Below are 22,412 nucleotides of genomic sequence, written 5' to 3'. Positions count from 1 at the left end.
ACGTGCCCAAGCGTCCCTTTACCGTGAACGCCGCCGCCGCGCTCGAGGCCCTGGAAGGCGCCGCCGCGATCGTGATCGGCCTCATCGTGGCCTGGGAAGTGATCAGAGGCGAGGCGGTGGACGCGGCCAGCGCGGTCGGCGTGACGGTGCTCGCGCTGGCCGGTGGCGCGGGGATGCTCGCCTGCGCGCGGGGCCTGCTGCGCGCCGACTCCTGGAGCCGCGCGCCGACGGTGATCACCCAGTTGTTCGCGTTGCCGATCGCCTGGACGCTGTGGCAGAGCGAGCAGTACGGGTACGGGATCCCGCTGGGCCTGGTCGCCGCGTCGGCCCTGATCCTGGTGCTCAGCCCGCCCAGTACGGCCTGGCTCGTCCAGCGCGCCCGGGACGAGGACGGGCAGGACGATAACGGGCAGGACGGGGACGACGAGGATGGCCGGACCGAGGACAGGTCCTCGCAGGGCGGGGACAGGCAGGGCTCCGAACCCCGCTCGTGATCACCCGTTGATCATTCGTCCGCGGTCAGGCCGTCGCGGAGCTGCGCGAGCGTCCGCGCCAGCAGGCGGGACACGTGCATCTGGGAGATCCCCAGCTCCGCCGCGATCTGGGATTGCGTCATGTTGCCGAAGAACCGCAGCAGCAGGATCTTCTTCTCCCGCGCCGGCAGCTTCTCCAGCAGCGGCTTGAGGGACTCGCGGTACTCCACGCCCTCCAGCGACTCGTCCACCATGCCCAGCGAGTCCGCCACGGCGGGGGCGTCCTCGTCGCCGGAGTCGGGGGCGTCCAGCGAGACCGTGGAGTAGGCGTTGGCCGACTCCAGGCCCTCCAGCACCTCCTCCTCGCTCATCTGGAGGTGCGCGGCCAGCTCGCTGACCGTGGGCGCGCGGCCCTCCCGCTGCGCGAGGTCGCTGATCGCCTTGGTCAGGGAGAGCTTGAGCTCCTGGAGCCGGCGCGGCACGCGCACCGCCCAGCCCTTGTCACGGAAATGCCGTTTGATCTCGCCGACGATCGTGGGCGTGGCGTAGGTGGAGAACTCCACGCCGCGGTCCAGGTCGAACCGGTCGATCGACTTGATGAGCCCGATGGTGGCGACCTGGATCAGGTCGTCCAGCCACTCGCCCCGGTTACGGAACCGGCGTGCCAGGTACTCCACCAGCGGCAGGTGCAGCTCCACGAGCTGGTCGCGGATGCGCTGGCGCTCCGGGTCGCCCTCCGGCAGCGTGGCCAGGCGCTCGAACAGGGCGCGGGCGCGGGCCCTGTCGGGCACCGCGGCCTCGGGACGCTCGCTCCCGGTCTCGCCCTCTACCGTCGTCTTCTCCGTCACGAGGCCCCCGCTGTGGTGCCGCGGCGCTTCTGCAACGTCACGGTGACCCTGTCGTCCGGGCCGACCTGTGCGTCCACCTCGCCGGCCAGCGACGAGAGCACCGTCCAGGCGAAGGTGTCGCGGCTGGGCACGGCGCCGTTGACGGTCAGGACCGACACGGCGATCCGCATCGCCTCGCCGGTCAGCTCGAATTCGCAGGTGAGATCGGTACCGGGCACCGCCTGGGCGAGCAGCATCGCGCACGCCTCGTCGACCGCGATGCGCAGATCCTCGATCTCGTCCAGCGTGAAGTCCAGCCGGGCGGCGAGCCCCGCCGTCGCGGTTCTCAGCACCGACAGGTAGGCGCCTGCGGCGGGCAGCTTCACCGTCACCACATCGCGCACGGACAACTTCGTACCGGCCGGGATGGCCGCGGTCTCCTCGGTCACGTCACTCCCTCGCAGGATTGGTCCCGCTGCCTTTGAAACTACCGCCTGGGGAGCCGTCCCGGAGACTCCGGCGCGCTGTGTTTATTCGGGTCGCCTGCGGCGTCGGGCGTTGACCGCCCTCCTTCTTCGGCGACCCGTGCGATCGCCGGCATCGCTTCGAACTCGCCTTGACGGCTCGCTCCGCGATCAGTTCCTCGCAGGCTCGGACCTGCCTTCGGACTGGGCCAGCTTGGTTAGGGCTTGGGTGGTTAGGCGGTAGGTGGTCCACTCACTCTGGGGGTGGGCGCCTAGGGACTCGTAGAAGTCGATGGAGGGCTTGTTCCAGTTGAGGACGGCCCATTCGACCCGGCCGTAGCCTCGGTCGACGGCGATCCTGGCCAGTTCCGTGAGGAGTGCCTTGCCGTAGCCGTTGCCGCGTACGGCGGGGTCCACGTAGAGGTCTTCGAGGTAGATGCCGTGGCGGCCCAGCCAGGTGGAGTACGACAGGAACCAGAGCGCGAAGCCCACGACCTTCCCCTCGTGCTCGGCCACGTGCGCGAAGACTCTGGGTGAGGGCCCGAAGAGGCTGGCGCGGAGGTCGTCCTCGGTGGCCTGCACCTCGTGCAGGGCCCGCTCGTAGTCGGCCAGGTCGCGGATCAGGCGCAGGAGGGAGGGAACGTCGTCGATGGTGGCAGGGCGGATCATGCCGCCAGGCTAGCCGCGGGCCGGGACCCGGTGAGACGGCGAAGGGCCCGCCGTTCGGGCGGGCCCGTGTCCGATGAGGCGTGTGAGGCGTGTTCAGCCCTGCTTGGTCTCCCAGAAGATCCGGTCGATCTCGGCGATCTGGGCGAGCAGCTCCTCCGCCACCTTCACGTCCATGCTGGACTTGGTGCCGCCACCGCCGCCGGCCAGCTTGGTGGCCTTGTTGAACAGCTCGTGGAGCTGCGGGTACTTCTCGAAGTGCGGCGGCTTGAAGTAGTCGGTCCACAGCACCCACAGGTGCTCCTTGACCAGCTCCGAGCGCTGCTCCTTGATCAGGATGGCCCGCGTGCGGAACACCGGGTCCTCGTTGGCGGCGTACTTCTCGCAGATCGCCTTGACCGACTCCGCCTCGATGCGCGCCTGAGCCGGGTCGTAGACGCCGCATGGCAGGTCGCAGTGGGCGGAAACGGTGGTCTTCGGGCGCAGAAGGTTGACGAGCACCTGCGTTCCCCTTCCCTTGTTTCGGATCATGCTCAAGTCCATGACATTACTCTTGTGGCCCCGGGGCCGCGTGGTGGGGCGCTCGGTAATCGGGCCTAGGACCACCCCCCCTGCACTACTTCACCGATCGGGGACGAGGTATGCCGCTGAGGGCGATGGCCGTGACCGGCGACTCGATGCTGCCGGCGCTGCGTCCCGGCGACCTGCTGCTGGTGCGCACGGGGGCGCGGGTCGGCGCGGGAGACGTGGTGGTGGCCCGCCATCCGGAACGGGACGGGCTGCTGATCGTGAAGCGGGCGGGGCACCGTTCCGGGGACGGGTGGTGGCTGGAGAGCGACAACCAGCGGGCCGCCGGCCGCCAGGACAGCTGGGACTTCGGCGCCGTCCCCGACCGGCTGCTGGTCGGGCGGGTCGTGGCGCGCTACTGGCCGTTGTCGCGGGTCGCGGTCTTCCCTCCGGGACGCCCGTCGCCCACCGCGTGACCGTTGGTGCCGCCGCCGCGGCGTGGGGCCGGCACCGCGAGGCCGTCCTCGGCGCAGCGGTCGGAGCAGTAGCGGCGCGAGCGGCCGGCGGTGCCGTCGAAGAACACCCGCTCGCAACCCTCGGCCCGGCAAACGCCCAGCCGGTCGATGCCGTGCTCGTCCACCTTGACGGCGAGGCCCATCGCGGCGCGCGCCGCGTACCGGTCGGGGACGGATCCGCCCTCGTTCAGGTGCAGATGCCAGTTCCGCGCGTCGTGCCTGGCAAGCTGGGGGTGGATCGGATGCTGGATGAGCAGCGCGTTGAGGCGTGCGACCGCCTCCTCCTCGTCGCCCGCGCCGGCCGCGACGAACACCGCGCGCAGTTCCTCGCGCAGTTGCCGTACGGTGTCGAGGTCGCGGTGCCCGACCCGGCCGCCCAGGTGCGGGCGGTGCGCGAGCAGGGCGCGCAGGTCGTCAAGGTCGCGCAGCGTGTCCCCGCGGCCGGGCTCGTGCGTGTTGACCAGCTCGATCGCCAGGTCGGCGTATGAGGCGAGGTCCACGAGAGCACCCCCCGGGCGGAGTCGACCCGCTGCGGCGAATCGGAGGAAGGTTCATTCCCCGCTGTCGAGTATTACACCCCGTACGCCGAATTGGTCTCGCCCGGGCGGCAGCAGAAGGGATATATCTTCCGGCCACTGCCGGTTATTGGGAGATATTTCCTTGTTTTATGGTCCGGAGGCCGTAGGTTTGTGTCCTCGTGGTGATGATCGCAGGGTTAATGATCACGAGATGCCGATCACGGCCCGTGCTCCCCGGCCGGGGGACACAGGCCGTGACGGCGCGGATCAGGCGCGGGTCAGGCGCGGGCGACGCCCTCGGCGCGCGCCCGCTCGGCGACGGCCGCGGTGACGGCGGGGGCGACCCGGTCGTCGAAGGGGCCGGGGATGACGTAGTCGGCGGCCAGGTCGTCGCCGACGATGGCGGCCAGCGCGTCCGCCGCGGCCAGCTTCATGCCCTCGGTGATCGTGTGCGCGCGCACCTGGAGCGCGCCCTTGAAGATGCCGGGGAAGGCCAGCACGTTGTTGATCTGGTTGGGGTGGTCGCTGCGGCCGGTCGCGACCACGCGCGCGTGCCGCCCGGCCACGTGCGGCTCGACCTCGGGGGTGGGGTTGGACAGCGCGAACACGATCGCCCCGTCCGCCATGGTGGCGATCGAGGACTCCTGGACGGTGCCGCCGGACAGGCCGATGAACACGTCCGCCCCGCGCAGCGCGTCCTCCGTGGAACCTACGAGCCCGGCCTTGTTGGTGTCCTCGGCCAGCGCGGCCTTGATCGGGTTGAGCCCTTCGCGGCCCTTGTAGATCAGGCCCTTGCTGTCGGAGACCACGATGTCGCCGATGCCCGCGTTCAGCAGGATCCTGGTCACCGCCACCCCCGACGCGCCCGCGCCGGCGACCACGGCGCGCAGCTCCGGCAGGGGGCGCCCGGTCAGCCGCGCGGCGTTCTTCAGCGCGGCCAGCACGACGATCGCGGTGCCGTGCTGGTCGTCGTGGAACACCGGGATGTCCAGGGCGGCGCGCAGCCGGTCCTCGATCTCGAAGCAGCGCGGCGCGCTGATGTCCTCCAGGTTGACGCCGCCGAAGCTGGGCGCCAGCCGGATCACGGTGTCGACGATCTCGTCCACGTCGGTGCAGTTCAGCGCGATGGGCACCGAGTCGACCCCGGCGAACTCCTTGAACAGCAGCGACTTGCCCTCCATGACCGGCATGGCGGCGGCGGGCCCGATGTCGCCCAGCCCCAGCACGGCCGTGCCGTCGGTGACCACCGCCACGACCTTGGAGGTCCAGGTGTACTCGTGCGCGAGCTCGGGACGCTCGGCGATCGCGGTGCACACCCGGGCCACGCCGGGCGTGTACGCGAGGGAGAGGTCGTCCTTGTCCCGCACCGGGATGGTGGAGCGGACCTCCAGCTTGCCGCCGCGGTGCAGCGGGAACGCCGGGTCGTCGTCGTAGGACGGATCTGGTTGTCGGGAAGACTCGATGGAATGGGGCTTCACAGCCACAGCGACCCCTGTCAGTGAAATGTGGGATTTCGGACGATGCCGCCGCGGTGGTGTGGTGTGGTGTCCGTCACCGGTGACATCTCGCGACGCACGGGGGTCACCCGTTGGCTGATTCTGTCACAGGCCGCCCGGTGCGCCGGGCATTGGGGGGCTCCGATCCCGGTCAGGTCCGGCCATTCCGGCTTCGGGCTGCGACGATGCCGGTACGCCGCGTGCGGGCGGGGGTGCCGGGCGGGGTTCCCGAACATCCTCGTTGTGGGATTGTTTCGGACCCTTTATCCAGATCACGGCCGGTGTACGCGAAACTATGCTCCGACCGACGGATCCGCCGGGATCCACCGAGACCAGACTGAAGGGGGACCTGTGATCACTGGTTCTCTGCGCCGCAGCGCTGTGGCGGCGGGCGCGCTCATGCTGACGGCCGCCCTCGCCCTGTCGGCTTGTGGCGAGAAGGACGAGGGCCCCGCGGCCGGTCAGCAGATCACCCCGTCCGGGGGCGCCGACGCGCGGCTGGCGGGCATGGTCCCGGCCGGAATCAAGTCGGACGGAAAGATCGTCATCGGCACGGACGCCTCGTACGCGCCCAACGAGTACCTCGACAGCGACGGCAAGACCGTCATCGGCTGGGACAAGGAACTGTTCGACGCGGTCGCCGCCAAGCTCGGGCTCAAGACCGAGTGGGTCAGCTCCAAGTTCGACGACATCATCCCGGGCGTCCAGTCCGGCAAGTACGAGGCCGGCGTGTCCTCGTTCACCATCAACGACGAGCGCAAGCAGCAGGTCGGGATGGTCAGCTACTTCACCGCCGGCACCCAGTGGGCCACCAAGAAGGGCAACCCGGCCGGGATCCAGCCCGACAACGCCTGCGGCAAGAAGGTGGCCGTGCAGAAGGCCACCGTCCAGGTCGAGGACCTGGAGAAGCGGTCGAAGGCGTGCACCGACGCCGGCAAGCCGGAGATCACCATCGACCAGTACCAGGGCCAGGACCAGGCCACCGCGGCCGTCGTGTCCGGCAAGGACGACGCCGGGCTCGCCGACTCCCCGATCATCGCCTACGCGGTCAAGCAGACCAACGGGCAGCTGGAGCTGCTGGGCGACATCTACGAGGCCGCCCCGTACGGGTTCGTGGTGAAGAAGGAGGAGACCCAGTTCGCGCAGGCGATCTCCGAGGCCACCAAGGCGCTCATGCAGGACGGGACGTACAAGAAGATCCTGGAGAAGTGGGGCGTGCAGGCGGGCGCGATCAACACCTCCGCGGTCAACCCCTGATCCCATGACGCAGGTAACCGAGGACACCTCGGCGGATCGGGCGCGGCCTGAGGCGATCCAGGCCGTGCCCGTCCGGCACCCCGGACGCTGGGTGGCGGTCGCGGTCATCGCGGTGCTGGCCGCGATGTTCGTGCACATGCTGGTGACCAACGAACGGTTCCAGTGGTCGTTCATCGTCGACAACGCATTCCGGCCCAACATCGTCCACGGCGTCTACACGACGGTCATGCTGACCGTGCTCGCGATGATCATCGGTGTGGCGATGGGCGTCGTGCTGGCGGTCATGCGGCTGTCGCCCAACCCGATCCTCAGCGGCGTGGCCTGGCTCTACACCTGGTTCTTCCGGGCGGTGCCGCGGCTGGTGCTCGCGATCCTGTTCGGCAATATGGGCATCCTGTACGCCCAGTACGACATCGGCGGCATCCCGTTCGCCGGGCAGCTCGGCGACCTGCTGGGCGTCGACATCGACGGGACGCTGTTCAGCCTGGACGCGCGGACGCTGCTGACCGGCTTCATGGCCGGCCTGCTCGCGCTGGCGCTGTCGGAGGCCGCGTACATGGCCGAGATCGTCCGTGCCGGGATCCTGTCGGTCGACCCGGGACAGAGCGAGGCGGCCGCCGCGCTGGGCATGTCCCGGTTCCAGACGATGCGCCGGATCGTGCTGCCGCAGGCCATGCGGGTCATCGTCCCGCCCACCGGCAACGAGACCATCGCGATGCTGAAGGACACCTCCCTGGTGGCCTTCGTGCCCGTGAGCGACGAGCTGTTCTTCCAGCTCCAGGCCGTCGGCAGCCGCACCTTCCAGGTCTTCCCGATGCTGGTGGCCGCCTGCATCTGGTACCTGATCCTGACCAGCTTCCTGCTGGTGGCGCAGTATTACATCGAGCGGTACTTCGCTCGCGGAACCGCGTCCGGGCGCGCGCGGCGGCGTCCCAAGCTCCCCGCGGCGGGCGTCGACGTCGGCCTCGGCAAGGGCGGCGAAGGAGAGGGAAACGACCGATGAGCGAACCCGGCGACGACGGCGACATGACCGCCGCCGGCACGTCCGACGCCGCGTCCGAGACCGCGTCGGACACCGTGGAGGTCGCCACCGCCGACTACATGGTGCGGGCCGAGAACGTCCACAAGAGCTTCGGCCGGCTCGAAGTCCTCAAAGGCATCGACCTGGAGGTGCGGCCCGGCGAGGTGATGTGCGTCATCGGGCCGTCCGGCTCCGGCAAGTCGACGTTCCTGCGCTGCATCAACCACCTCGAGAAGATCGACGCGGGCCGGCTGTGGGTGGCCGGGCACCTCGTCGGCTACAAGGAGAAGAACGGCAAGCTGCACGAGCTGCGCGACCGCGAGGTGTCGGCGCAGCGCCGCGAGATCGGCATGGTGTTCCAGCGCTTCAACCTGTTCCCGCACATGACGGCGCTGGAGAACGTCATGGAGGCGCCGTGCCGGGTCAAGCGGCAGCCCAAGGCCGTGGTGCGCGAACGCGCCCTCAAACTGCTGGACCGGGTCGGGCTCGCCGACAAGGTCGGCACCTACCCGGCGCAGCTCTCCGGCGGCCAGCAGCAGCGCGTGGCCATCGCCCGCGCGCTCGCCATGGAACCCAAGCTGATGCTGTTCGACGAGCCGACCTCCGCGCTCGACCCCGAACTGGTCGGCGAGGTCCTTGAGGTCATGAAGCAGCTCGCGCTGGACGGCATGACGATGGTCGTGGTCACCCACGAGATCGGGTTCGCCAGGGAGGTCGGCGACTCGCTGGTGTTCATGGACGGCGGCGTCATCGTCGAGAAGGGCCCGCCCCGCGAGGTCCTGGCCAACCCGCGGCACCCGCGCACGCAGGACTTCCTCTCCAAGGTCCTCTAGGACGCCGGACGAGCCCGCCCCGGTGCGGGCCCCGGCACGCCCTTGGGGCTAGGGTGCGGGGCATGTTCGCTGTCACCGCTACGCAGCTCGACCGCCACAACCCCCTCAACGGCCTGACGCTCGGAGACCGCCCCGAACCCGAGGTCCCCGCCGGGTGGACCACCGTCACGGTGAAGGCCACGGCACTCAACCACCACGACCTGTGGTCCCTGCGCGGCGTCGGGCTGCGCGAAGAGAACCTCCCCATGATCCTCGGCTGTGACGCCGCCGGGGTGGACGAGGACGGCAACGAGGTCATCGTCCACTCGGTGATCGGCGATCCGGAACGCGGCGGCGGCGACGAGACCCTCGACCCCAAACGCTCCCTGCTGTCCGAGAAGTACCAGGGCACCTTCGCCGAGAAGGTCGCGGTGCCGCGGCGCAACCTCGTGCCCAAGCCCCCCGAACTGTCCTTCGAGGAAGCCGCCTGCCTCCCCACCGCCTGGCTCACCGCGTACCGGATGCTGTTCGACAAGTCCGGTCTGCAACCGGGCTCGACCGTCCTGGTGCAAGGCGCCGGCGGCGGCGTCGCCACCGCCCTCATCGCGCTCGGCTCCGCCGCGGGCTACCGGGTCTGGGCCACCAGCCGCACCGAAGGCAAGCGCAAGCGCGCACTGGAACTGGGCGCCGACGCCGCCTTCGAGACAGGCGCGCGGCTCCCCGACCGAGTCGACGCCGTCATGGAGACCGTCGGCGAGGCCACCTGGTCGCACTCACTGAAGTCGCTGCGCCCCGGCGGCCGCATCGTGGTCTCCGGCGCCACCAGCGGCCAGGTGCCCCCCGCCGAACTGAACCGCGTCTTCTTCCTGCAACTCTCCGTGGTCGGCTCCACCATGGGCACCCGCGACCAGTTGGAACGCCTGACCCGCTTCCTGACCACCACCGGCACCCGCCCGATCGTCGACCGCGTCCTGCCGCTCACCCAGGCGCGTGACGGCTTCGCAGCCATGCACGAGGGCGAGGTCTTCGGGAAAATCGTGTTCAGCAGGTGAGGTGTCATTGTGGGGGGCGTGTCATTGTGGGGGGGCGACCCCCCACACCCCCCGGTGCGGGGCCAGCGATCCCCGCCGCTCGCCTTGACGGCTCGCGGCGGTGACCGCTGACCCCGGGTAGGGGCTCCGCCCCTACGACCCCGGCAGGGGGCTCCGCCCCCTGCACCCCCGTTGGGGCTTCGCCCCTTGCCCCCCTTGAAGCTTTGGTTCTTGGTTTCTTTGGGTCAGGTTCGGCGGACGGTGAAGGTGGAGCAGCCGTAGCCGTTGACGGTGCCCTGGATCTGGTCGGGGTTCGTGGACGAGAGCTGGGCGCTCAGGGAGACCATCTCGTAGACGCCCGGTCTGACGATCCAGTCGTCACCGCGCAGTTCGAGTGAGCTGCCGTTGAGCGACCCCACGACGGAGAAGGAGCCCGAGGGCACGGTGGGATTGCTCGGATCGGCGGAGAAACGGAGGATGCCGGTGATCCTGCCGCCCGTTCCGTGGGCGAGATCGAGTCGCAGCCTGGTGAGTCCCTGGTTGCAGGTGTAGGTGCCTTCCCAGGTGCCGTTCAGCGAGGTCACGAAGGCGTCCGGAGGACTCGGCGGCGTCGGCAGGCCCCCGCCCGCGCCCTCCTCGGCGGACCTGGGGAACGGGTTCACGTCCTCCAGGGAGCAACCGGAGCCCAACGACGAGACCAGGACGACGGCCGCAAGGGCCATGATGGTTCTCCGGCCTCGGCCCCTGCCGTGTCGACTCTTCATGGCATCGTTCCTCACGCTGACTGATCAGAGCTTTCGCGACATATCGGCATGCATCATGCCAGAGCCGGAGGTGCTCGCTCGGCCGGATCGACGAACGACGCGAGGGGGTTCTCAGTCCTTACGGTGAAGGATCTCCCGGCGGAGGCGGTCGCGCGTCTCGTTCAGAAGGGCCTGGGCGGCCGTCAGGTCGTCGTCGCTCAGGCGGGCGTTGCGGGCGGCCGTGCGGACGTCATCGACGAAGGCGTGCAGCGCGCGCTCCAGGCGGAGGCGGACGACGTCCTCGCGGGAACCGGTGGCGGCCTTCCACGCGTCCTCCCACGTGCGGCGCCACTCCTCCATCCACGCCTGGCTCTGCTCGCGCCAGTGCTCCTTCTGCCGCTGCCACTCCTCCTTCTGCCGGTCCGCGGTCTCCTTCCAGGCGTCCTTGGACGTGGCGCGGCCCTGCTCGCGCATGGTGCGGGCGGCCTGGGTCAGCTCCTCGCGCAGCGTACGGACGGTCTGGCGGACGTCCTGCTGCACCTCGCGGGCGAACTCCTGTGCCGAGGCGGAGATCTCCTCCTCCAGCTCGGCCAGCTCGTCCATCCGGCGCTCCAGCTCCGCGCGGCCCTTGTCGGTCAGCGTGTAGACCTTCTTGCCCTTGATCACCTCATGGCTGACCAGGCCCTCGGCCTCCAGCCGCGCCAGCCGGGGATAGATCGTGCCGGGGGAGGGCGAGTAGACCCCGAGGAAGCGGTCCTGAAGCAGGCGGATCACCTCGTACCCGTGCCGCGGGCTCTCCTCCAGCAGCTTGAGCAGGTACAGCCGCAGGCGGCCGTGGCCGAAGACCGGACTCAACTCACTTCTCCATTCGGGGTGGGGTGCTGCCGTTGTCCCCCGGGCGCCCGAGGAGGGCGACGCCGCCGGACACCGTGTTGACCGTCAGCCGGGCCGCGCCGTTCCCGAGCCTGCCGGTCACGCTGCGGGTCACCGTACGCTCCTCGCGGTCCAGTTCGTCGAAGGACGTCTCGATCCGGCCCGCCGCCGAGTTCAGCGTCACCTTGATGCCCGCCGACTCGGGGATCCGCAGCGCCACCTCGCCCGAGACGGTGTTCACGTCCACCCGGCCGCCGTCCCCGAAGTCGAGGTCCGCGGCGACCTTCCCGCTGACCGTACGGGCCGTCAGGGCGTCCACCGCGCCGCCCGCCAGCGCCAGGTCCCCGGACACGGAGGTGAACGAGACCTTGCCGTCCAGCCCCTGCGCCTCGATCGCCCCGGAGACGGTGTTGGCGTCGATGTCGCCGGTGACGCCGTCCAGCGTCACGTCCCCGGCCGCGCTGCGGATCGAGGTGCGCGCGCTCATCCCGGTGACCACCGCGTCCGCGGACACCAGGTTCAGGGTGAGCGGGCAGTCGTGCGGCACGGTCACCGTGACGGCCGCCCGGCACTTGTGGGTGCGCAGCCAGGTCAGCACGCCCTCCCAGAGCCGTTCGTGCGTGACCGACAGCATGCCCGCCTCGTGCTCCACGACCAGCGGCGGCCCCTCCACGTCCCCGATCATGACCGACGGCCGCTCGTCCGACGCCAGCACCGACACGCTCCCCGCGATCAGCGTCGCCTTCAGCGCCACCACACCGTCGAAGTCCAGCGTGGTCGGCTCCTCGATCGTCCACCGCGCCATCATGTCCCGCCTTTCGACAGCCTGCCTCCAGTAAACACGATATGTCGCGTCTTGTCCTGTCCGGCGGCCCCGATCAGTCGTCCTCGTCGTCGAGGCGGGCCAGCCAGGTGGCCAGGCGGTCGACCGGCGTCTCGAACTCGGGGTTGAGGTCGACGAACTCCCGCAGGCGTTCGGCCAGCCAGCCGAGGGTGACCTCCTCGGTGCCGCGGCGGTCGGCCAGTTCTTCCAGGCCCCGATCGGTGAAGTACATCGTGCTCTCCCTGGACGGAACGCCGAGGGCTCCGGCGCACGGCGGCGCCGGAGCCCTCGGAGTGCGCTCGTGCTACTTGCCGTCGCCGAACAGCCTGGCCAGCAGGGCCTCCTGTTCGGCCTGGTGCAGTTTGGCGGAGCCCACGGCCGGCGACGAGGACGCCGGCCGGGAGACGCGCTTCATGGTCAGGCCCTCGATGTGGTGGGGGAGCTTGAGGGCCATGAAGGGCCACGCGCCCATGTTGGCGGGCTCGTCCTGGACCCAGACGACCTCGGCGTCCGAGGGGTACTTGGCCAGCTCCGCCTTGAGCTCGTCGATGGGCGGCGGGTAGAGGCGCTCGATGCGGACCACGGCCGTGGAGGTGTCCCCGGCGGCCTTCCGCGCGTTCACCACCTCGTAGAAGATCTTGCCGGTGGTGAGCAGGATGCGCCGGACGCCGGACGGGTCGATCGTGGGATCGGAGTCCGGGATGACCGGCTGGAACGCTCCGCCGGTGATCTCGTCCACCCGGGACGTCGCCGCCTTGAGGCGCAGCAGCGACTTCGGCGTGAACACGATCAGCGGCTTGCGCCGGCCGGACAGCACCTGCCAGCGCAGCAGGTGGAAGTAGTTGGCCGGGGTGGTCGGGTAGACCACGGTCATGTTGTCCTGCGCGCACAGCTGGAGGTAGCGCTCGATGCGGGCGGACGAGTGGTCGGGACCCTGACCCTCGTAGCCGTGGGGCAGGAGCAGGACGATGCCGGAGCGCTGCCCCCACTTCTGCTCGCCGGAGGAGATGTACTCGTCCACGATGGACTGGGCGCCGTTGGCGAAGTCGCCGAACTGCGCCTCCCAGCACACCAGCGCGTCGGGGCGGGTCATGGAGTAGCCGTACTCGAAGCCCATCGCCGCGTACTCGCTGAGCAGCGAGTCGTGCACGTAGAACTTCGACACGCCCTGCCCGAACTGCTTGAGCGGGGTGTACTCCTCGCCGGTCTTGCGGTCCACCAGCACCGCGTGCCGCTGGCCGAAGGTGCCCCGGCGGCTGTCCTGCCCGACGAGCCGGACGGGATGGCCGTCGATCAGCAGCGAGCCGAACGCCAGCAGCTCGCCGGTCGCCCAGTCGATCGCGTCGTCCTCGATGGACTGGACGCGGCGCTGGAGGATCGGCTGGAGGCGCGGGTGGACGTTGAAGCCCTCGGGAAGGCTGAGCTGCGACTCGATGATCCGCTTGACCGTCTCCGCGCTGATCGCCGACCCGGCCGAGCCGTGGTCGATCGGGATCCGCTCCTCCACGTCCGGCTTGACCACCGAGCCCGGTTCCAGGGGCCTCTTGACGGCCTCACGGGTCTCGGTGAAGGCGCGCTCCAACTGGAGCTGGTAGTCGCGCAGGGACGCCTCGGCCTCCTCGACGGTGATGTCGCCGCGGCCGATCAGCGCCTCGGTGTAGAGCTTGCGGACCGAGCGCTTGGCGTCGATCAGGTCGTACATCAGCGGCTGGGTGAACGACGGGTTCTCGCCCTCGTTGTGGCCGCGCCGCCGGTAGCAGACCATGTCGATCACGACGTCCTTCTTGAACGCCTGGCGGTACTCGAAGGCCAGCCGCGCCACCCGCGCGCACGCCTCCGGGTCGTCGCCGTTGACATGGAAGATCGGCGCCTGGATCATCCGGGCCACGTCGGTGGAGTAGACGCTGGAACGCGAGTACTCCGGCGCGGTGGTGAACCCGACCTGGTTGTTGATGATCACGTGCACGGTGCCGCCGGTGCGGTAGCCGCGGAGCTGGGACAGGTTCAGCGTCTCGGCCACCACGCCCTGCCCGGCGAACGCGGCGTCGCCGTGGATCAGGATGGGCAGCACGCTGAACCCGGCCTCGCCGACATCCAGGATGTCCTGCTTGGCGCGGACCACGCCCTCCAGCACCGGGTCGACGGTCTCCAGGTGGGACGGGTTCGCCACCAGCTCGCAGTGGATCTTGGAGCCGTCGTCGGCCACGAAGTCGCCCTCGGCGCCCAGGTGGTACTTGACGTCGCCGGAGCCCTGGGCGCTGCGCGGGTCGAGGTTGCCCTCGAACTCGCCGAAGATCTGGCCGTAGGACTTGCCGACGATGTTGGCCAGGACGTTGAGGCGGCCGCGGTGGGCCATCCCGATCACGACCTCGTCCAGGTGCGCCTTGGCCGCCGAGGAGATCACCGAGTCCAGCAGCGGGATGACGGACTCGCCGCCTTCCAGGGAGAACCGCTTCTGGCCGACGAACTTGGTCTGCAGGAAGGTCTCGAACGCCTCGGCGCTGTTGAGGCGGCGCAGCACGTGGAGCTGTTCCTCGCGGGACGGCTTCTCGTGCGGGACCTCGACGCGCTCCTGGATCCAGGCGCGCTCCTCGGGGTCCTGCATGTGCATGTACTCGATGCCGACCGTGCGGCAGTACGCCATGCGCAGCACGCCCAGGATGTCGCGCAGCTTCATGGTGGGCTTGCCGCCGAACCCGCCGGTGGCGAACTCGCGCTCCAGGTCCCACAGCGTCAGCCCGTGCTGGAGGATGTCCAGGTCGGGGTGGCGGCGCTGCTTGTACTCCAGCGGGTCGGTGTCGGCCATCAGGTGGCCGCGGACCCGGTAGGCGTGGATCAGCTCGTGGACGCGCGCGACCTTGGCGACGTCGTCCTCGTGCGTGGCGGAGATGTCCTGCACCCAGCGGACCGGCTCGTACGGGATCCGCAGCGCCTCGAAGATCTCGTCGTAGAAGCCGTCCTCGCCCAGCAGTAGCTGGTGGATCCGGCGCAGGAAGTCGCCGGACTGCGCGCCCTGGATGATCCGGTGGTCGTAGGTGGAGGTCAGCGTCATGACCTTGCTGATCCCCATCCGGGACAGCGTCTCCTCCGACGCCCCGGCGAACTCGGCGGGGTACTCCATGGCCCCGACGCCGATGATCGTGCCCTGGCCGGGCATCAGCCGCGGCACGGAATGGACCGTGCCGATGGTGCCGGGGTTGGTCAGGCTGATCGTGGTGCCCTGGAAGTCCTCAAGGGTGAGCTTGTTGCCGCGCGCCCTGCGGACGATCTCCTCGTAGGCGGCCCAGAACTGGCGGAAGTCGAGGGTGTCGGCGGCCTTGATGCTGGGCACCACGAGCTGCCGGGACCCGTCGGGCTTCCGCAGGTCGACCGCCAGGCCGAAGTTGACGTGCTCGGGCCGCACCAGCACCGGCTTGCCGTCCACCTCGGTGTAGGCGCAGTTCATCTCCGGCATTGAGGCCAGCGCCTTGACGATGGCGTACCCGATCAGATGGGTGAAGGAGACCTTGCCGCCGCGGCCGCGCTTGAGGTGGTTGTTGATGACGATCCGGTTGTCGATCAGCAGCTTGGCCGGGACGGCCCGCACGCTGGTCGCGGTCGGGACGCCGAGGCTGGCCTCCATGTTGGCGGCCGTGCGGGCGGCGACGCCGCGCAGCCGCTCCTGCTCGGCGCCCTCCGGGACGGGCGGCAGGGCCGGCTTGGCGGGCGCCGCCTTGGCCGGCTCGGGCTTGGCGGGCTCGGGCTTGGCGGCCGGGGCCTCGGCCTTGGGCGCGGCCTTGGGCGCGGCGGGGGCCGCGGGGGCCTGCGGCGCCGTGGGAGCCTGCTGTGTCGGCGGGGCCGCCGTGGTGCCGTTGGCGGCCTGGGTCACTGCCGCGCCTTCGGTGCCGGTCTGGGGCCGGGGTGCGTTGGGCGTGGCGGGGGTGGTCGCGGTGGGCCGGGTCTCCGGCCGGTAGTCCGCGAAGAAGTTCCACCACGCCTCGTCCACCGAGTTGGGATCCTCGAGGTACTTCTGGTACAGCTCGTCGACCAGCCACTCGTTGGCACCGAAGTCTGTCATCTTGGGGTCGGCACTTGATTGCGACGACTCTGTCGACACGGCGGAGATCGCCCTCTTCCGCAGCTCGCAGGTGGGTTTCTGAAACCGGTTCGGACTAGTAAAGGCTACTCGCACTTGCGCCTCGCCCATGCACGGCCGCCACGGGAGACGTCCGGGCGAGGGCCGGACCTGCCGGGCGCCCGGGGCCGCGTCCGGCAGGTACGGCGAGGCCCATGATCAATGAGTATGCGGCGGGACCGTGGGACCCTCACTGGCCTGGACCAGGACGAAACCCTGTCCTTGGTAGGCCAGTTGCATGGCCTCGCCGCTGCCCCGCCCGATCAGGGCGCCCGCCTTGAAGGTGCGGTTCACCCCGACGTGCAGGCCCTGGCTCCACGCCACGGCCGACTGGCCGTCGACGAACGTGGGGGCGCGGCCGCAGTCGAGCATGACCGGGGTCCCGTGTGTGGTGAGCGCCACCCAGCCGGTGCCAGCCAGGGTGGTGTTGAACAGCCCGCCCGCGGCGATGCCCGCGCCCTGCACGCGCTGGATGTCGGACTGGAGGTGGGCGTCGTAGGCCAGGATGTTCTTGCCGTTGACCGTGATGCCCTCGTTCTCCAGGTAGAACAGGTGGATGTCGTCGGCGTCGTTGGCCAGGAACAGCAGACCCTGCCCCTTGACGCGCATGGTGGGCACGCCCTCGCCGGTGACGGCCTTCTTGATGAACTTGCCGATGCCGCCGGCGCCCTCGTAGTCGAACTCCATCTGGCCCTGGAACGCGACCATGGAGCCCTGCCGGGCGAGCACGTCGCCGTTGAGATGGACTCTGAGCATCTTGGAGTTCTGGAGCGCGAAGTGGCCGGGGAGCTGTTGGCCCTGCTCCAAGTTGTTGAAGAAGTTGCTGCGCATGGGAGTGCGGCCTCGCCTTTCCTGTCGTGCGGAGGGATGTGCAGAGGGACATGCAGAGGGACATGCGGAGGGACTCGGACTCGGGTCGACGACCCGTCAGCATAACGACAGGTCGTGGCCAGTTTTGAACTAATTGACCGGACGCGCAATCCGAACGCCCGGTTCCACCGAACTACCGGTGTGAGTGATGACCCGGCTCTCGCGGCCGAGCGGGCGGCGCCGACCCAGCGTGTGGTCGCGCGGCGCTACCGCCTGCTCGCGGAGCTGGGGCGCGGCGGCATGGGCATCGTCTGGCGGGCCCGGGACGAGATCCTGGACAGGGAGGTCGCCGTCAAGGAGGTGCTCATGCCGGCCGGCCTCACGGAGGCCGAGCGGGCCGCGATGGCCCAGCGCTCGGTCCGTGAGGCCCGGTCGGCGGCCAGGTTGTCCCACCCAGGGGTTGTCACGGTCTTCGACGTCGTGGTCGAAGAGGCCCGCCCCTGGGTGGTGATGGAGCTGGTCAGGGGAGACTCCCTGAACCAGGTGATCCGGCGGGAGGGGCCGCTCCCGCCGGATCGCGTCGCCAGGATCGGGCTGCAACTACTGGGGGCCCTGGGGGCGGCGCACGCGGCGGGCATCCTGCACAGGGACGTCAAGCCGGGGAACGTGCTGCTGGAAGGCCCCGGGGACCGCGCGGTGCTGACCGACTTCGGCATCGCGGTCATCGAAGGCGAGGCCACCCTGACCCAGGACGGGAGCGTGCTCGGTTCTCCCGCCTACATCGCGCCCGAACGGATGCGCGGTGGGCGTGCGAGCCCCGAGTCCGACCTCTGGGCGCTGGGGGCCACCCTCTATGCGGCGGTCGAGGGCCGCGCCCCGTTCCACCGGGACGACCCGGTGGCGGTGTTCGGCGCGGTCCTGACCGAGGAGCCGGATCCGCCGGTACGCGCCGGGCCGCTGCGCCCGGTGCTCGACGGCCTGCTCCAGAAGGACCCGGCGCGGCGGATGCAGGCCGGTGTCGCGGAGGCGATCCTCATGGTGGTCGGTGGTGACGATCCGGATCCGTCCTGGCCTGTGCCGGGTCGTCCGACCCCCGCTCCGCCCGGTTTCGCCTTTCCGCCCGCGCCCGGCCCCGCCGCGCCGGCCGGGCCGGTGCCGCCGCCGAGCCCGCCCGCGGCGGCCACCGGCCCCCGGCTCGCGGTGCCGCCCCCTGGCCCGCCCCCGGGCCCGCCTCCGGTGGTCACGGCGCAGGTGGCGCGGGACACCGGCAGTACCGAGCAGGTCCCGACCGGGCCGCAGCGGACGGGACGGCTGCCCGCGGCCCCCGCGCGGGACCGCTCCCAGACGCGGTGGCGGATCGGCGGCCTCATGGTCTATCTGGGCATGGCGCTGCTGGTGGCGGGCGTCCTGGTGGTCATGCTCACGATGTGACGAGCCGGTCCCTGGCGTGCGGGGCGTCCCAGTCCATGATCGGGCCCTTGGGGACGACGCCGGACGGGTTCACGTTCCGCTGCGTCATGTAGTAATGGCGCTTGATGTGGTCGAAGTTCGTCGTCTCGCCGAAGGCGGCGATCGAGTACAGGTCCCGGGCGTACGCCCAGAGGTTGGGGTAGTCGACCAGGCGGCGCAGGTTGCACTTGAAGTGCGAGTAGTACACCGCGTCGAACCGGGCCAGCGTCGGGTACAGCCGCACGTCCGCCTCCGTCGGCCGGTCGCCGAACAGGTAGCGGCGGCCGACCAGGCGCTCCTCCAGCATGTCCAGCGTCTCGAACAGGGCGTCGACGGCCTTGTCGTACGGCTCCTGCGCGGTGGCGAAACCGGCCTTGTAGACCCCGTTGTTGACCGTGTGGTAGACGCGCTCGTTCAGCTCGTCGATCTCGGGACGGAGCCGTTCCGGGTACAGGTCGGGGGCGCCCTCGCGATGGTAGGCGGCGAACTCCGTCTCCATCGTGATCGTGATCGCCGGGAAGTCGTTGGTGACCAGGCGCTGGGTCACTCCGTCCCAGACGCACGGCACGGTGTAGCGGCCCTCGTACGAGGGGTCCCTGGCCAGGTACAGCTCGGACAGGAAGGTCGCGCCGGTCACCGGGTCGGGCTCGGGGAACCGCCAGCCGCGCTCGTCCCTGATCGGGTCGACCACCGCGACGGAGATCACCTCCTCGAGCCCGAGCAGCCGCCGGACGATCAGCGTCCGCTGCGCCCACGGGCAGGCGTAGGAGACGATCAGCCGGTACCGGCCGGGCTCGGCCAGGTAGCCGCTGCTCCCGTCCGCGGTGATCCTGTCGGTGAACCGGTTGGGCTGCCGGACGAAGCCGCCTCCGGCGATCTCCCTTGCGACCGTGGTCATGGCGCGGTCCTCCCTCGGGGTTTTCCTCTCAGAACCGGCCTACCCGCCCGCGTCATTCCGCTCAGGTACGGCGAAGCCGGGAGCAGGCACGGCCGGTGATCAGCGGAAGGTCGAGGTGGGTGCGGATGCCGGGCTCGGCGGCGCACACCACGGGGATGGCGTTGAGCGCGTGCGCCGCGGCGGCCGAGGTGCCGTTGGACACCCATTCCGGATCGGTGGTCAGGGTGATCGAGGGGCGGCCCTCCACCCGGACCGCGTACCCCGGTGGTCCCCATTCGGGGATGCGCGTGGCGTCGGCCTTGTAGACCAGCTCGGCGGTGATGGCGGGGCGGCCCCCGGCCATCCCGCTGAACGTCCAGCGCGACGCGGCGATGGTGCCCTTGGCGACGGTCCCGGACGCGATCGTGAAGTCGGCGGGCGCCGGCCGGTAGGCCAGGTCGACGTCGATCTCGTCCAGCGCGAGGTCCAGCCCGGCCGCCACCAGGTGCAGGCTCTCGGCCACCAGCGACTGCATCGCGGCGCGCGTGGTCCGCAGCGCGCGCAGGTACGCCTCCTCGGTCTTGCCGAAGCCCATCATGCTGCGGACCATGCGGCGGGACGGGTGGCCGGAGAAGTCCGAGCACTCCCGCGCGTACACGTGCGTGATGCCGCGCGACAGCCGCGACAGGGTCAGCGGCATGAGGTCGGACATGAACCCGGGGTTGACGCCCGTCCCGTGCACCGAGACCCCGCCGCGCTTGCAGGCGTCCTCCAGGTCGGCGACCAGGCGGGAGCCGTGGACGTAGGGGTAGACGTAACCGTGCGTGGCGATCACGTTCTTCCCGGACGCGAGCAGGGCGCACACCGTGTCCAGCTCGGAGAACGGGTCCTTCGACGGGCTCGGGGCGTACACCACGCAGTCGGCGTCCAGGTCGAGGATGTCCTGCGGGTCGGCGGTGGCGGTGACGCCCACGGGCCCGTGCCCGGCCAGCACGCCCACGTCCTGGCCCGCCTTGGCACGGTCGTACACCAGTGCGCCCGCCAGCTCGAACCCGGGCCGTTCCAGAATGCCGCGGATGACGCTGCGGCCCAGCGCTCCGGTTGCCCACTGGACGACGCGGAACGGCCGGGTGCCGCCGGGTCCGCTCACCAAAGGTCCGCTCATGGACGGTCTCCGTCGTCGGCGCACGGGTGGTCGGGAAAGCTTACGCCCAAGATTCCCGAGAAAGAATGAATTATGGCGACTTTCTCAGAGATTGCCGTTTCGTGGTGGAAATAAGGCAACCCGGGGTTGAGCCCCGTCCTCCGCCGCGCCGGGGGGCCGAAGCCGAGCGCGATTCGGTCAGGTGGTACCCCTTAGGGAGCCCGGGTGCTTTCCTAGGGTCACGCAGCCGCTGCGATGTAGAGGAGACAGGATGTCGGAACTGCGCTACGACGGTCGCGTCGCCATCGTCACCGGAGCCGGTCACGGGCTGGGCCGCCGGCACGCGCTGGAACTGGCCGAGCGCGGCGCCAAGGTGGTCGTCAACGACCTCGGCGGGGACCGGTCCGGCGCGGGTTCCTCGTCGGGTCCCGCCCAGGACGTGGTCGAGGAGATCAAGAAGAGCGGCGGCGAGGCCGTGGCCAACCCCGACAACGTCGCCACCGAGGACGGGGCGCGCGCGATCGTGCAGACCGCGCTGGACACCTTCGGCAAGATCGACATCGTGGTCAACAACGCCGGGATCCTGCGCGACAGGTCGATCAAGAACATGACGCCCGAGGAGTACGACGCGGTGATCGCCGTGCACCTGCGCGGCTCGTTCCTGGTCTCCAGCTTCGCCTGGCCGCACCTGCGCGAGAACAACTACGGCCGCATCGTCAACACCTCGTCGCCGGCCGGCCTCTACGGCAACTTCGGCCAGGCCAACTACGCCACCGCGAAGATGGGCCTGGTGGGCTTCACCAAGACGCTGGCCCATGAGGGCGGCAAGTACAACATCAAGGCCAACGCGATCGCCCCCGTCGCCGCCACCCGCATGACCGAGGACCTGCTGCCCGCCGACTTCCTGGGCAAGCTGGGCGTGGAGAAGGTCACGCCGCTGGTGGCCTTCCTCGTCCACGAGAGCAACGAGGAGACCGGCCAGGTCTACACGGTCGGCGGCGGCCGGATCGCCAAGATCGTCATCGGCGAGGGCCCCGGCCACGCCTGGAAGGACGCCTTCTCGGCGGAGGACGTCCGGGACAACTGGGCCGCCATCAACGCCACCGAGCCCCTCTCCGTCTACCAGAACCCGGGGGAGCAGATGGGCCCGCTCATCCAGCACCTCTCGTCCTGACCGGGGCTGGACGATTCCTTGAACACGATCAAGCTCGACCGGGGGGACGGGGTGGTGACCCTCACCCTGTCCCGCCCGGAGCGGCTGAACGCCGTCACCGGCGAACTCAACGAGGAACTGCTGGACGTCCTCAACGACCTGGCCAAGGACACCGCGACGCACGTCGTGATCCTCACCGGCGAGGGCCGCGGCTTCTGCTCGGGCATGGACCTGATGGGCGGCGACGATGACCACGGCGGCACGGGCCGGGTCCAGCGCATTTACCACAACGTCTCCCGAGGCGCCGAGGTCACCGCCCGGCTCCGGGAGATCCCGCAACCGGTGATCGCCGCACTGCACGGCCCGGTCGCCGGCATGGGCGTCTCCTGGGCCCTGGCCTGCGACCTGCGCGTCGCCGACCCCACCACCCGCTTCGTGGTGCCGTTCACCGACCTGGGCCTCTCGGCGGGCGACTGCGGCCTCTCCTGGCTGCTCCCGCGCCTGATCGGCCCGGCCCGCGCCGCCGAGATCTCCTACCGGGCCGAGCGATTCGACCTGGACCGCGCCCGCGACCTCGGCCTGATCACCGAGGTCGCCGAAGAGGGCAAGGACCTGGAGACCGCCCTGGCCCTGGCCACCGAACTCCTGGCCAAGTCCCCCTACGGCCTGCGCCGCACCAAGGAACTGCTGAACCTCTCCCTGGACGCCCCCGGCCTGCGACGCCACCTGGCCATGGAGACCGGCGTCCAGACCCTGGCCTTCTTCACCGAAGACCTGGCCGAAGGCATGACCGCGACCCTGGAAAAGCGCCCCCCCACCTTCAAAAACCGCTAGTAACA

At 70.2% G+C, this 22,412-nt stretch carries 23 protein-coding genes; 9 read left to right on the top strand and 14 right to left on the bottom strand.

Annotation, left to right across the window (positions count from 1 at the left end):
• The first annotated feature begins 2 nt into the window (after positions 1 to 2).
• The gene (locus tag QSK21_RS14485) at positions 3 to 494 is read left to right on the top strand and encodes a hypothetical protein (RefSeq protein WP_285696216.1); all 492 of its coding nucleotides are present in this window, start codon (positions 3 to 5) and stop codon (positions 492 to 494) included.
• An 11-nt stretch (positions 495 to 505) separates the two neighbouring features.
• Here QSK21_RS14485 and QSK21_RS14480 read toward each other — a convergent pair whose 3' ends face one another.
• From QSK21_RS14480 to sodN, 4 genes are all read right to left on the bottom strand, one after another.
• The gene (locus QSK21_RS14480) at positions 506 to 1,264 is read right to left on the bottom strand and encodes an RNA polymerase sigma factor SigF (RefSeq protein ID WP_285696273.1); all 759 of its coding nucleotides are present in this window, start codon (positions 1,262 to 1,264) and stop codon (positions 506 to 508) included.
• 53 nt (positions 1,265 to 1,317) lie between these two features.
• Positions 1,318 to 1,749 carry an ATP-binding protein gene (locus QSK21_RS14475; RefSeq protein ID WP_285696215.1) on the bottom strand — a complete coding sequence of 144 codons (432 nt, stop codon included), beginning with the start codon at positions 1,747 to 1,749 and terminating at the stop codon, positions 1,318 to 1,320.
• Between the two features lie 186 nt (positions 1,750 to 1,935).
• Positions 1,936 to 2,433 (bottom strand): GNAT family N-acetyltransferase, encoded by a 498-nt coding sequence (locus QSK21_RS14470; RefSeq protein ID WP_285696214.1) that lies wholly within the window; start codon positions 2,431 to 2,433, stop codon positions 1,936 to 1,938.
• A 93-nt stretch (positions 2,434 to 2,526) separates the two neighbouring features.
• Positions 2,527 to 2,931, bottom strand: a complete 405-nt coding sequence (gene sodN / locus QSK21_RS14465; RefSeq protein WP_352231283.1) for a superoxide dismutase, Ni — start codon at positions 2,929 to 2,931, stop codon at positions 2,527 to 2,529.
• Positions 2,932 to 3,071: 140 nt separating this feature from the next.
• Between sodN and sodX the strand changes: the two genes are divergently transcribed.
• Positions 3,072 to 3,413 carry a nickel-type superoxide dismutase maturation protease gene (gene sodX, locus QSK21_RS14460; protein ID WP_285696212.1) on the top strand — a complete coding sequence of 114 codons (342 nt, stop codon included), beginning with the start codon at positions 3,072 to 3,074 and terminating at the stop codon, positions 3,411 to 3,413.
• On the opposite strand, the gene QSK21_RS14455 is transcribed toward sodX, so the two are convergent.
• Positions 3,353 to 3,952, bottom strand: coding sequence for a CGNR zinc finger domain-containing protein (locus QSK21_RS14455; protein ID WP_285696211.1), 600 nt, complete (start codon positions 3,950 to 3,952; stop codon positions 3,353 to 3,355). The two genes, sodX and QSK21_RS14455, sit on opposite strands and share 61 nt — an antisense overlap.
• Before the next feature lie 296 nt (positions 3,953 to 4,248).
• The gene (locus QSK21_RS14450; RefSeq protein WP_502871562.1) at positions 4,249 to 5,454 is read right to left on the bottom strand and encodes an NAD(P)-dependent malic enzyme; all 1,206 of its coding nucleotides are present in this window, start codon (positions 5,452 to 5,454) and stop codon (positions 4,249 to 4,251) included.
• 363 nt (positions 5,455 to 5,817) lie between these two features.
• Here QSK21_RS14450 and QSK21_RS14445 point away from each other — a divergent pair, with 363 nt between their 5' ends.
• The 4 genes from QSK21_RS14445 to QSK21_RS14430 all read left to right on the top strand — a co-directional run bounded on the left by QSK21_RS14445 (position 5,818) and on the right by QSK21_RS14430 (position 9,608).
• On the top strand, positions 5,818 to 6,723 hold the full coding sequence (locus QSK21_RS14445) for an ABC transporter substrate-binding protein (RefSeq protein ID WP_285696209.1): 906 nt from the start codon (positions 5,818 to 5,820) through the stop codon (positions 6,721 to 6,723).
• Positions 6,724 to 6,727: 4 nt separating this feature from the next.
• Complete coding sequence (locus QSK21_RS14440; RefSeq protein ID WP_285696208.1) at positions 6,728 to 7,726, top strand: amino acid ABC transporter permease; 999 nt, start codon at positions 6,728 to 6,730, stop codon at positions 7,724 to 7,726.
• A 98-nt stretch (positions 7,727 to 7,824) separates the two neighbouring features.
• Complete coding sequence (locus QSK21_RS14435; RefSeq protein ID WP_285696271.1) at positions 7,825 to 8,577, top strand: amino acid ABC transporter ATP-binding protein; 753 nt, start codon at positions 7,825 to 7,827, stop codon at positions 8,575 to 8,577.
• A 62-nt stretch (positions 8,578 to 8,639) separates the two neighbouring features.
• Positions 8,640 to 9,608, top strand: a complete 969-nt coding sequence (locus tag QSK21_RS14430; RefSeq protein WP_285696207.1) for a zinc-binding dehydrogenase — start codon at positions 8,640 to 8,642, stop codon at positions 9,606 to 9,608.
• Positions 9,609 to 9,832: 224 nt separating this feature from the next.
• On the opposite strand, the gene QSK21_RS14425 is transcribed toward QSK21_RS14430, so the two are convergent.
• The 6 genes from QSK21_RS14425 to QSK21_RS14400 form a co-directional block, all read right to left on the bottom strand.
• A complete protein-coding gene (locus QSK21_RS14425; protein ID WP_285696206.1) occupies positions 9,833 to 10,309 on the bottom strand; it encodes a hypothetical protein in 477 nt (158 codons plus the stop codon).
• Positions 10,310 to 10,462: 153 nt separating this feature from the next.
• On the bottom strand, positions 10,463 to 11,185 hold the full coding sequence (locus tag QSK21_RS14420; RefSeq protein WP_285696205.1) for a PadR family transcriptional regulator: 723 nt from the start codon (positions 11,183 to 11,185) through the stop codon (positions 10,463 to 10,465).
• Position 11,186: 1 nt separating this feature from the next.
• On the bottom strand, positions 11,187 to 12,011 hold the full coding sequence (locus QSK21_RS14415; RefSeq protein WP_285696204.1) for a DUF4097 family beta strand repeat-containing protein: 825 nt from the start codon (positions 12,009 to 12,011) through the stop codon (positions 11,187 to 11,189).
• A 70-nt stretch (positions 12,012 to 12,081) separates the two neighbouring features.
• Positions 12,082 to 12,258: a DUF6104 family protein gene (locus tag QSK21_RS14410; RefSeq protein ID WP_285696202.1), complete on the bottom strand. Its 177-nt coding sequence runs from the start codon at positions 12,256 to 12,258 to the stop codon at positions 12,082 to 12,084.
• Between the two features lie 72 nt (positions 12,259 to 12,330).
• The gene (locus QSK21_RS14405; RefSeq protein WP_502871561.1) at positions 12,331 to 16,083 is read right to left on the bottom strand and encodes a multifunctional oxoglutarate decarboxylase/oxoglutarate dehydrogenase thiamine pyrophosphate-binding subunit/dihydrolipoyllysine-residue succinyltransferase subunit; all 3,753 of its coding nucleotides are present in this window, start codon (positions 16,081 to 16,083) and stop codon (positions 12,331 to 12,333) included.
• Positions 16,084 to 16,299: 216 nt separating this feature from the next.
• Entirely contained in the window at positions 16,300 to 16,971 is a 672-nt protein-coding gene (locus QSK21_RS14400; RefSeq protein WP_285696199.1) for an AIM24 family protein, read from the bottom strand.
• A 180-nt stretch (positions 16,972 to 17,151) separates the two neighbouring features.
• Here QSK21_RS14400 and QSK21_RS14395 point away from each other — a divergent pair, with 180 nt between their 5' ends.
• Positions 17,152 to 18,381 (top strand): serine/threonine-protein kinase, encoded by a 1,230-nt coding sequence (locus tag QSK21_RS14395; RefSeq protein ID WP_285696197.1) that lies wholly within the window; start codon positions 17,152 to 17,154, stop codon positions 18,379 to 18,381.
• On the opposite strand, the gene QSK21_RS14390 is transcribed toward QSK21_RS14395, so the two are convergent.
• Entirely contained in the window at positions 18,371 to 19,297 is a 927-nt protein-coding gene (locus tag QSK21_RS14390; RefSeq protein ID WP_285696196.1) for a glutathione S-transferase family protein, read from the bottom strand. The genes QSK21_RS14395 and QSK21_RS14390 overlap by 11 nt on opposite strands.
• Positions 19,298 to 19,358: 61 nt before the next feature.
• On the bottom strand, positions 19,359 to 20,441 hold the full coding sequence (locus QSK21_RS14385) for an NAD(P)H-dependent amine dehydrogenase family protein (protein ID WP_285696195.1): 1,083 nt from the start codon (positions 20,439 to 20,441) through the stop codon (positions 19,359 to 19,361).
• A gap of 250 nt (positions 20,442 to 20,691) precedes the next feature.
• On the opposite strand from QSK21_RS14385, the gene QSK21_RS14380 reads away from it, so the two are divergent.
• Together QSK21_RS14380 and QSK21_RS14375 are read left to right on the top strand one after the other, a co-directional pair.
• Positions 20,692 to 21,594, top strand: coding sequence for an SDR family oxidoreductase (locus QSK21_RS14380; RefSeq protein ID WP_285696194.1), 903 nt, complete (start codon positions 20,692 to 20,694; stop codon positions 21,592 to 21,594).
• Positions 21,595 to 21,612: 18 nt separating this feature from the next.
• Complete coding sequence (locus tag QSK21_RS14375; RefSeq protein ID WP_285696192.1) at positions 21,613 to 22,407, top strand: enoyl-CoA hydratase/isomerase family protein; 795 nt, start codon at positions 21,613 to 21,615, stop codon at positions 22,405 to 22,407.
• Positions 22,408 to 22,412: the final 5 nt, after the last annotated feature.

The sequence above is a fragment of the Actinomadura sp. NBRC 104412 genome, from assembly GCF_030269515.1.
GTDB lineage: Bacteria > Actinomycetota > Actinomycetes > Streptosporangiales > Streptosporangiaceae > Spirillospora.
This window is presented reverse-complemented; position numbering and strand designations above follow the sequence as displayed.

Bases quoted from the DNA above. Each gene is read 5' to 3' on its own strand.
- QSK21_RS14470 (WP_285696214.1), bottom strand. From the start codon at position 2,433: ATGATCCGCCCTGCCACCATCGACGACGTTCCCTCCCTCCTGCGCCTG.
- sodX (WP_285696212.1), top strand. From the start codon at position 3,072: ATGCCGCTGAGGGCGATGGCCGTGACCGGCGACTCGATGCTGCCGGCG.
- QSK21_RS14440 (WP_285696208.1), top strand. From the start codon at position 6,728: ATGACGCAGGTAACCGAGGACACCTCGGCGGATCGGGCGCGGCCTGAG.
- QSK21_RS14435 (WP_285696271.1), top strand. From the start codon at position 7,825: ATGGTGCGGGCCGAGAACGTCCACAAGAGCTTCGGCCGGCTCGAAGTC.
- QSK21_RS14430 (WP_285696207.1), top strand. From the start codon at position 8,640: ATGTTCGCTGTCACCGCTACGCAGCTCGACCGCCACAACCCCCTCAAC.
- QSK21_RS14425 (WP_285696206.1), bottom strand. From the start codon at position 10,309: ATGGCCCTTGCGGCCGTCGTCCTGGTCTCGTCGTTGGGCTCCGGTTGC.
- QSK21_RS14415 (WP_285696204.1), bottom strand. From the start codon at position 12,011: ATGATGGCGCGGTGGACGATCGAGGAGCCGACCACGCTGGACTTCGAC.
- QSK21_RS14410 (WP_285696202.1), bottom strand. From the start codon at position 12,258: ATGTACTTCACCGATCGGGGCCTGGAAGAACTGGCCGACCGCCGCGGC.
- QSK21_RS14405 (WP_502871561.1), bottom strand. From the start codon at position 16,083: ATGACAGACTTCGGTGCCAACGAGTGGCTGGTCGACGAGCTGTACCAG.
- QSK21_RS14400 (WP_285696199.1), bottom strand. From the start codon at position 16,971: ATGCGCAGCAACTTCTTCAACAACTTGGAGCAGGGCCAACAGCTCCCC.
- QSK21_RS14390 (WP_285696196.1), bottom strand. From the start codon at position 19,297: ATGACCACGGTCGCAAGGGAGATCGCCGGAGGCGGCTTCGTCCGGCAG.
- QSK21_RS14385 (WP_285696195.1), bottom strand. From the start codon at position 20,441: ATGAGCGGACCTTTGGTGAGCGGACCCGGCGGCACCCGGCCGTTCCGC.
- QSK21_RS14380 (WP_285696194.1), top strand. From the start codon at position 20,692: ATGTCGGAACTGCGCTACGACGGTCGCGTCGCCATCGTCACCGGAGCC.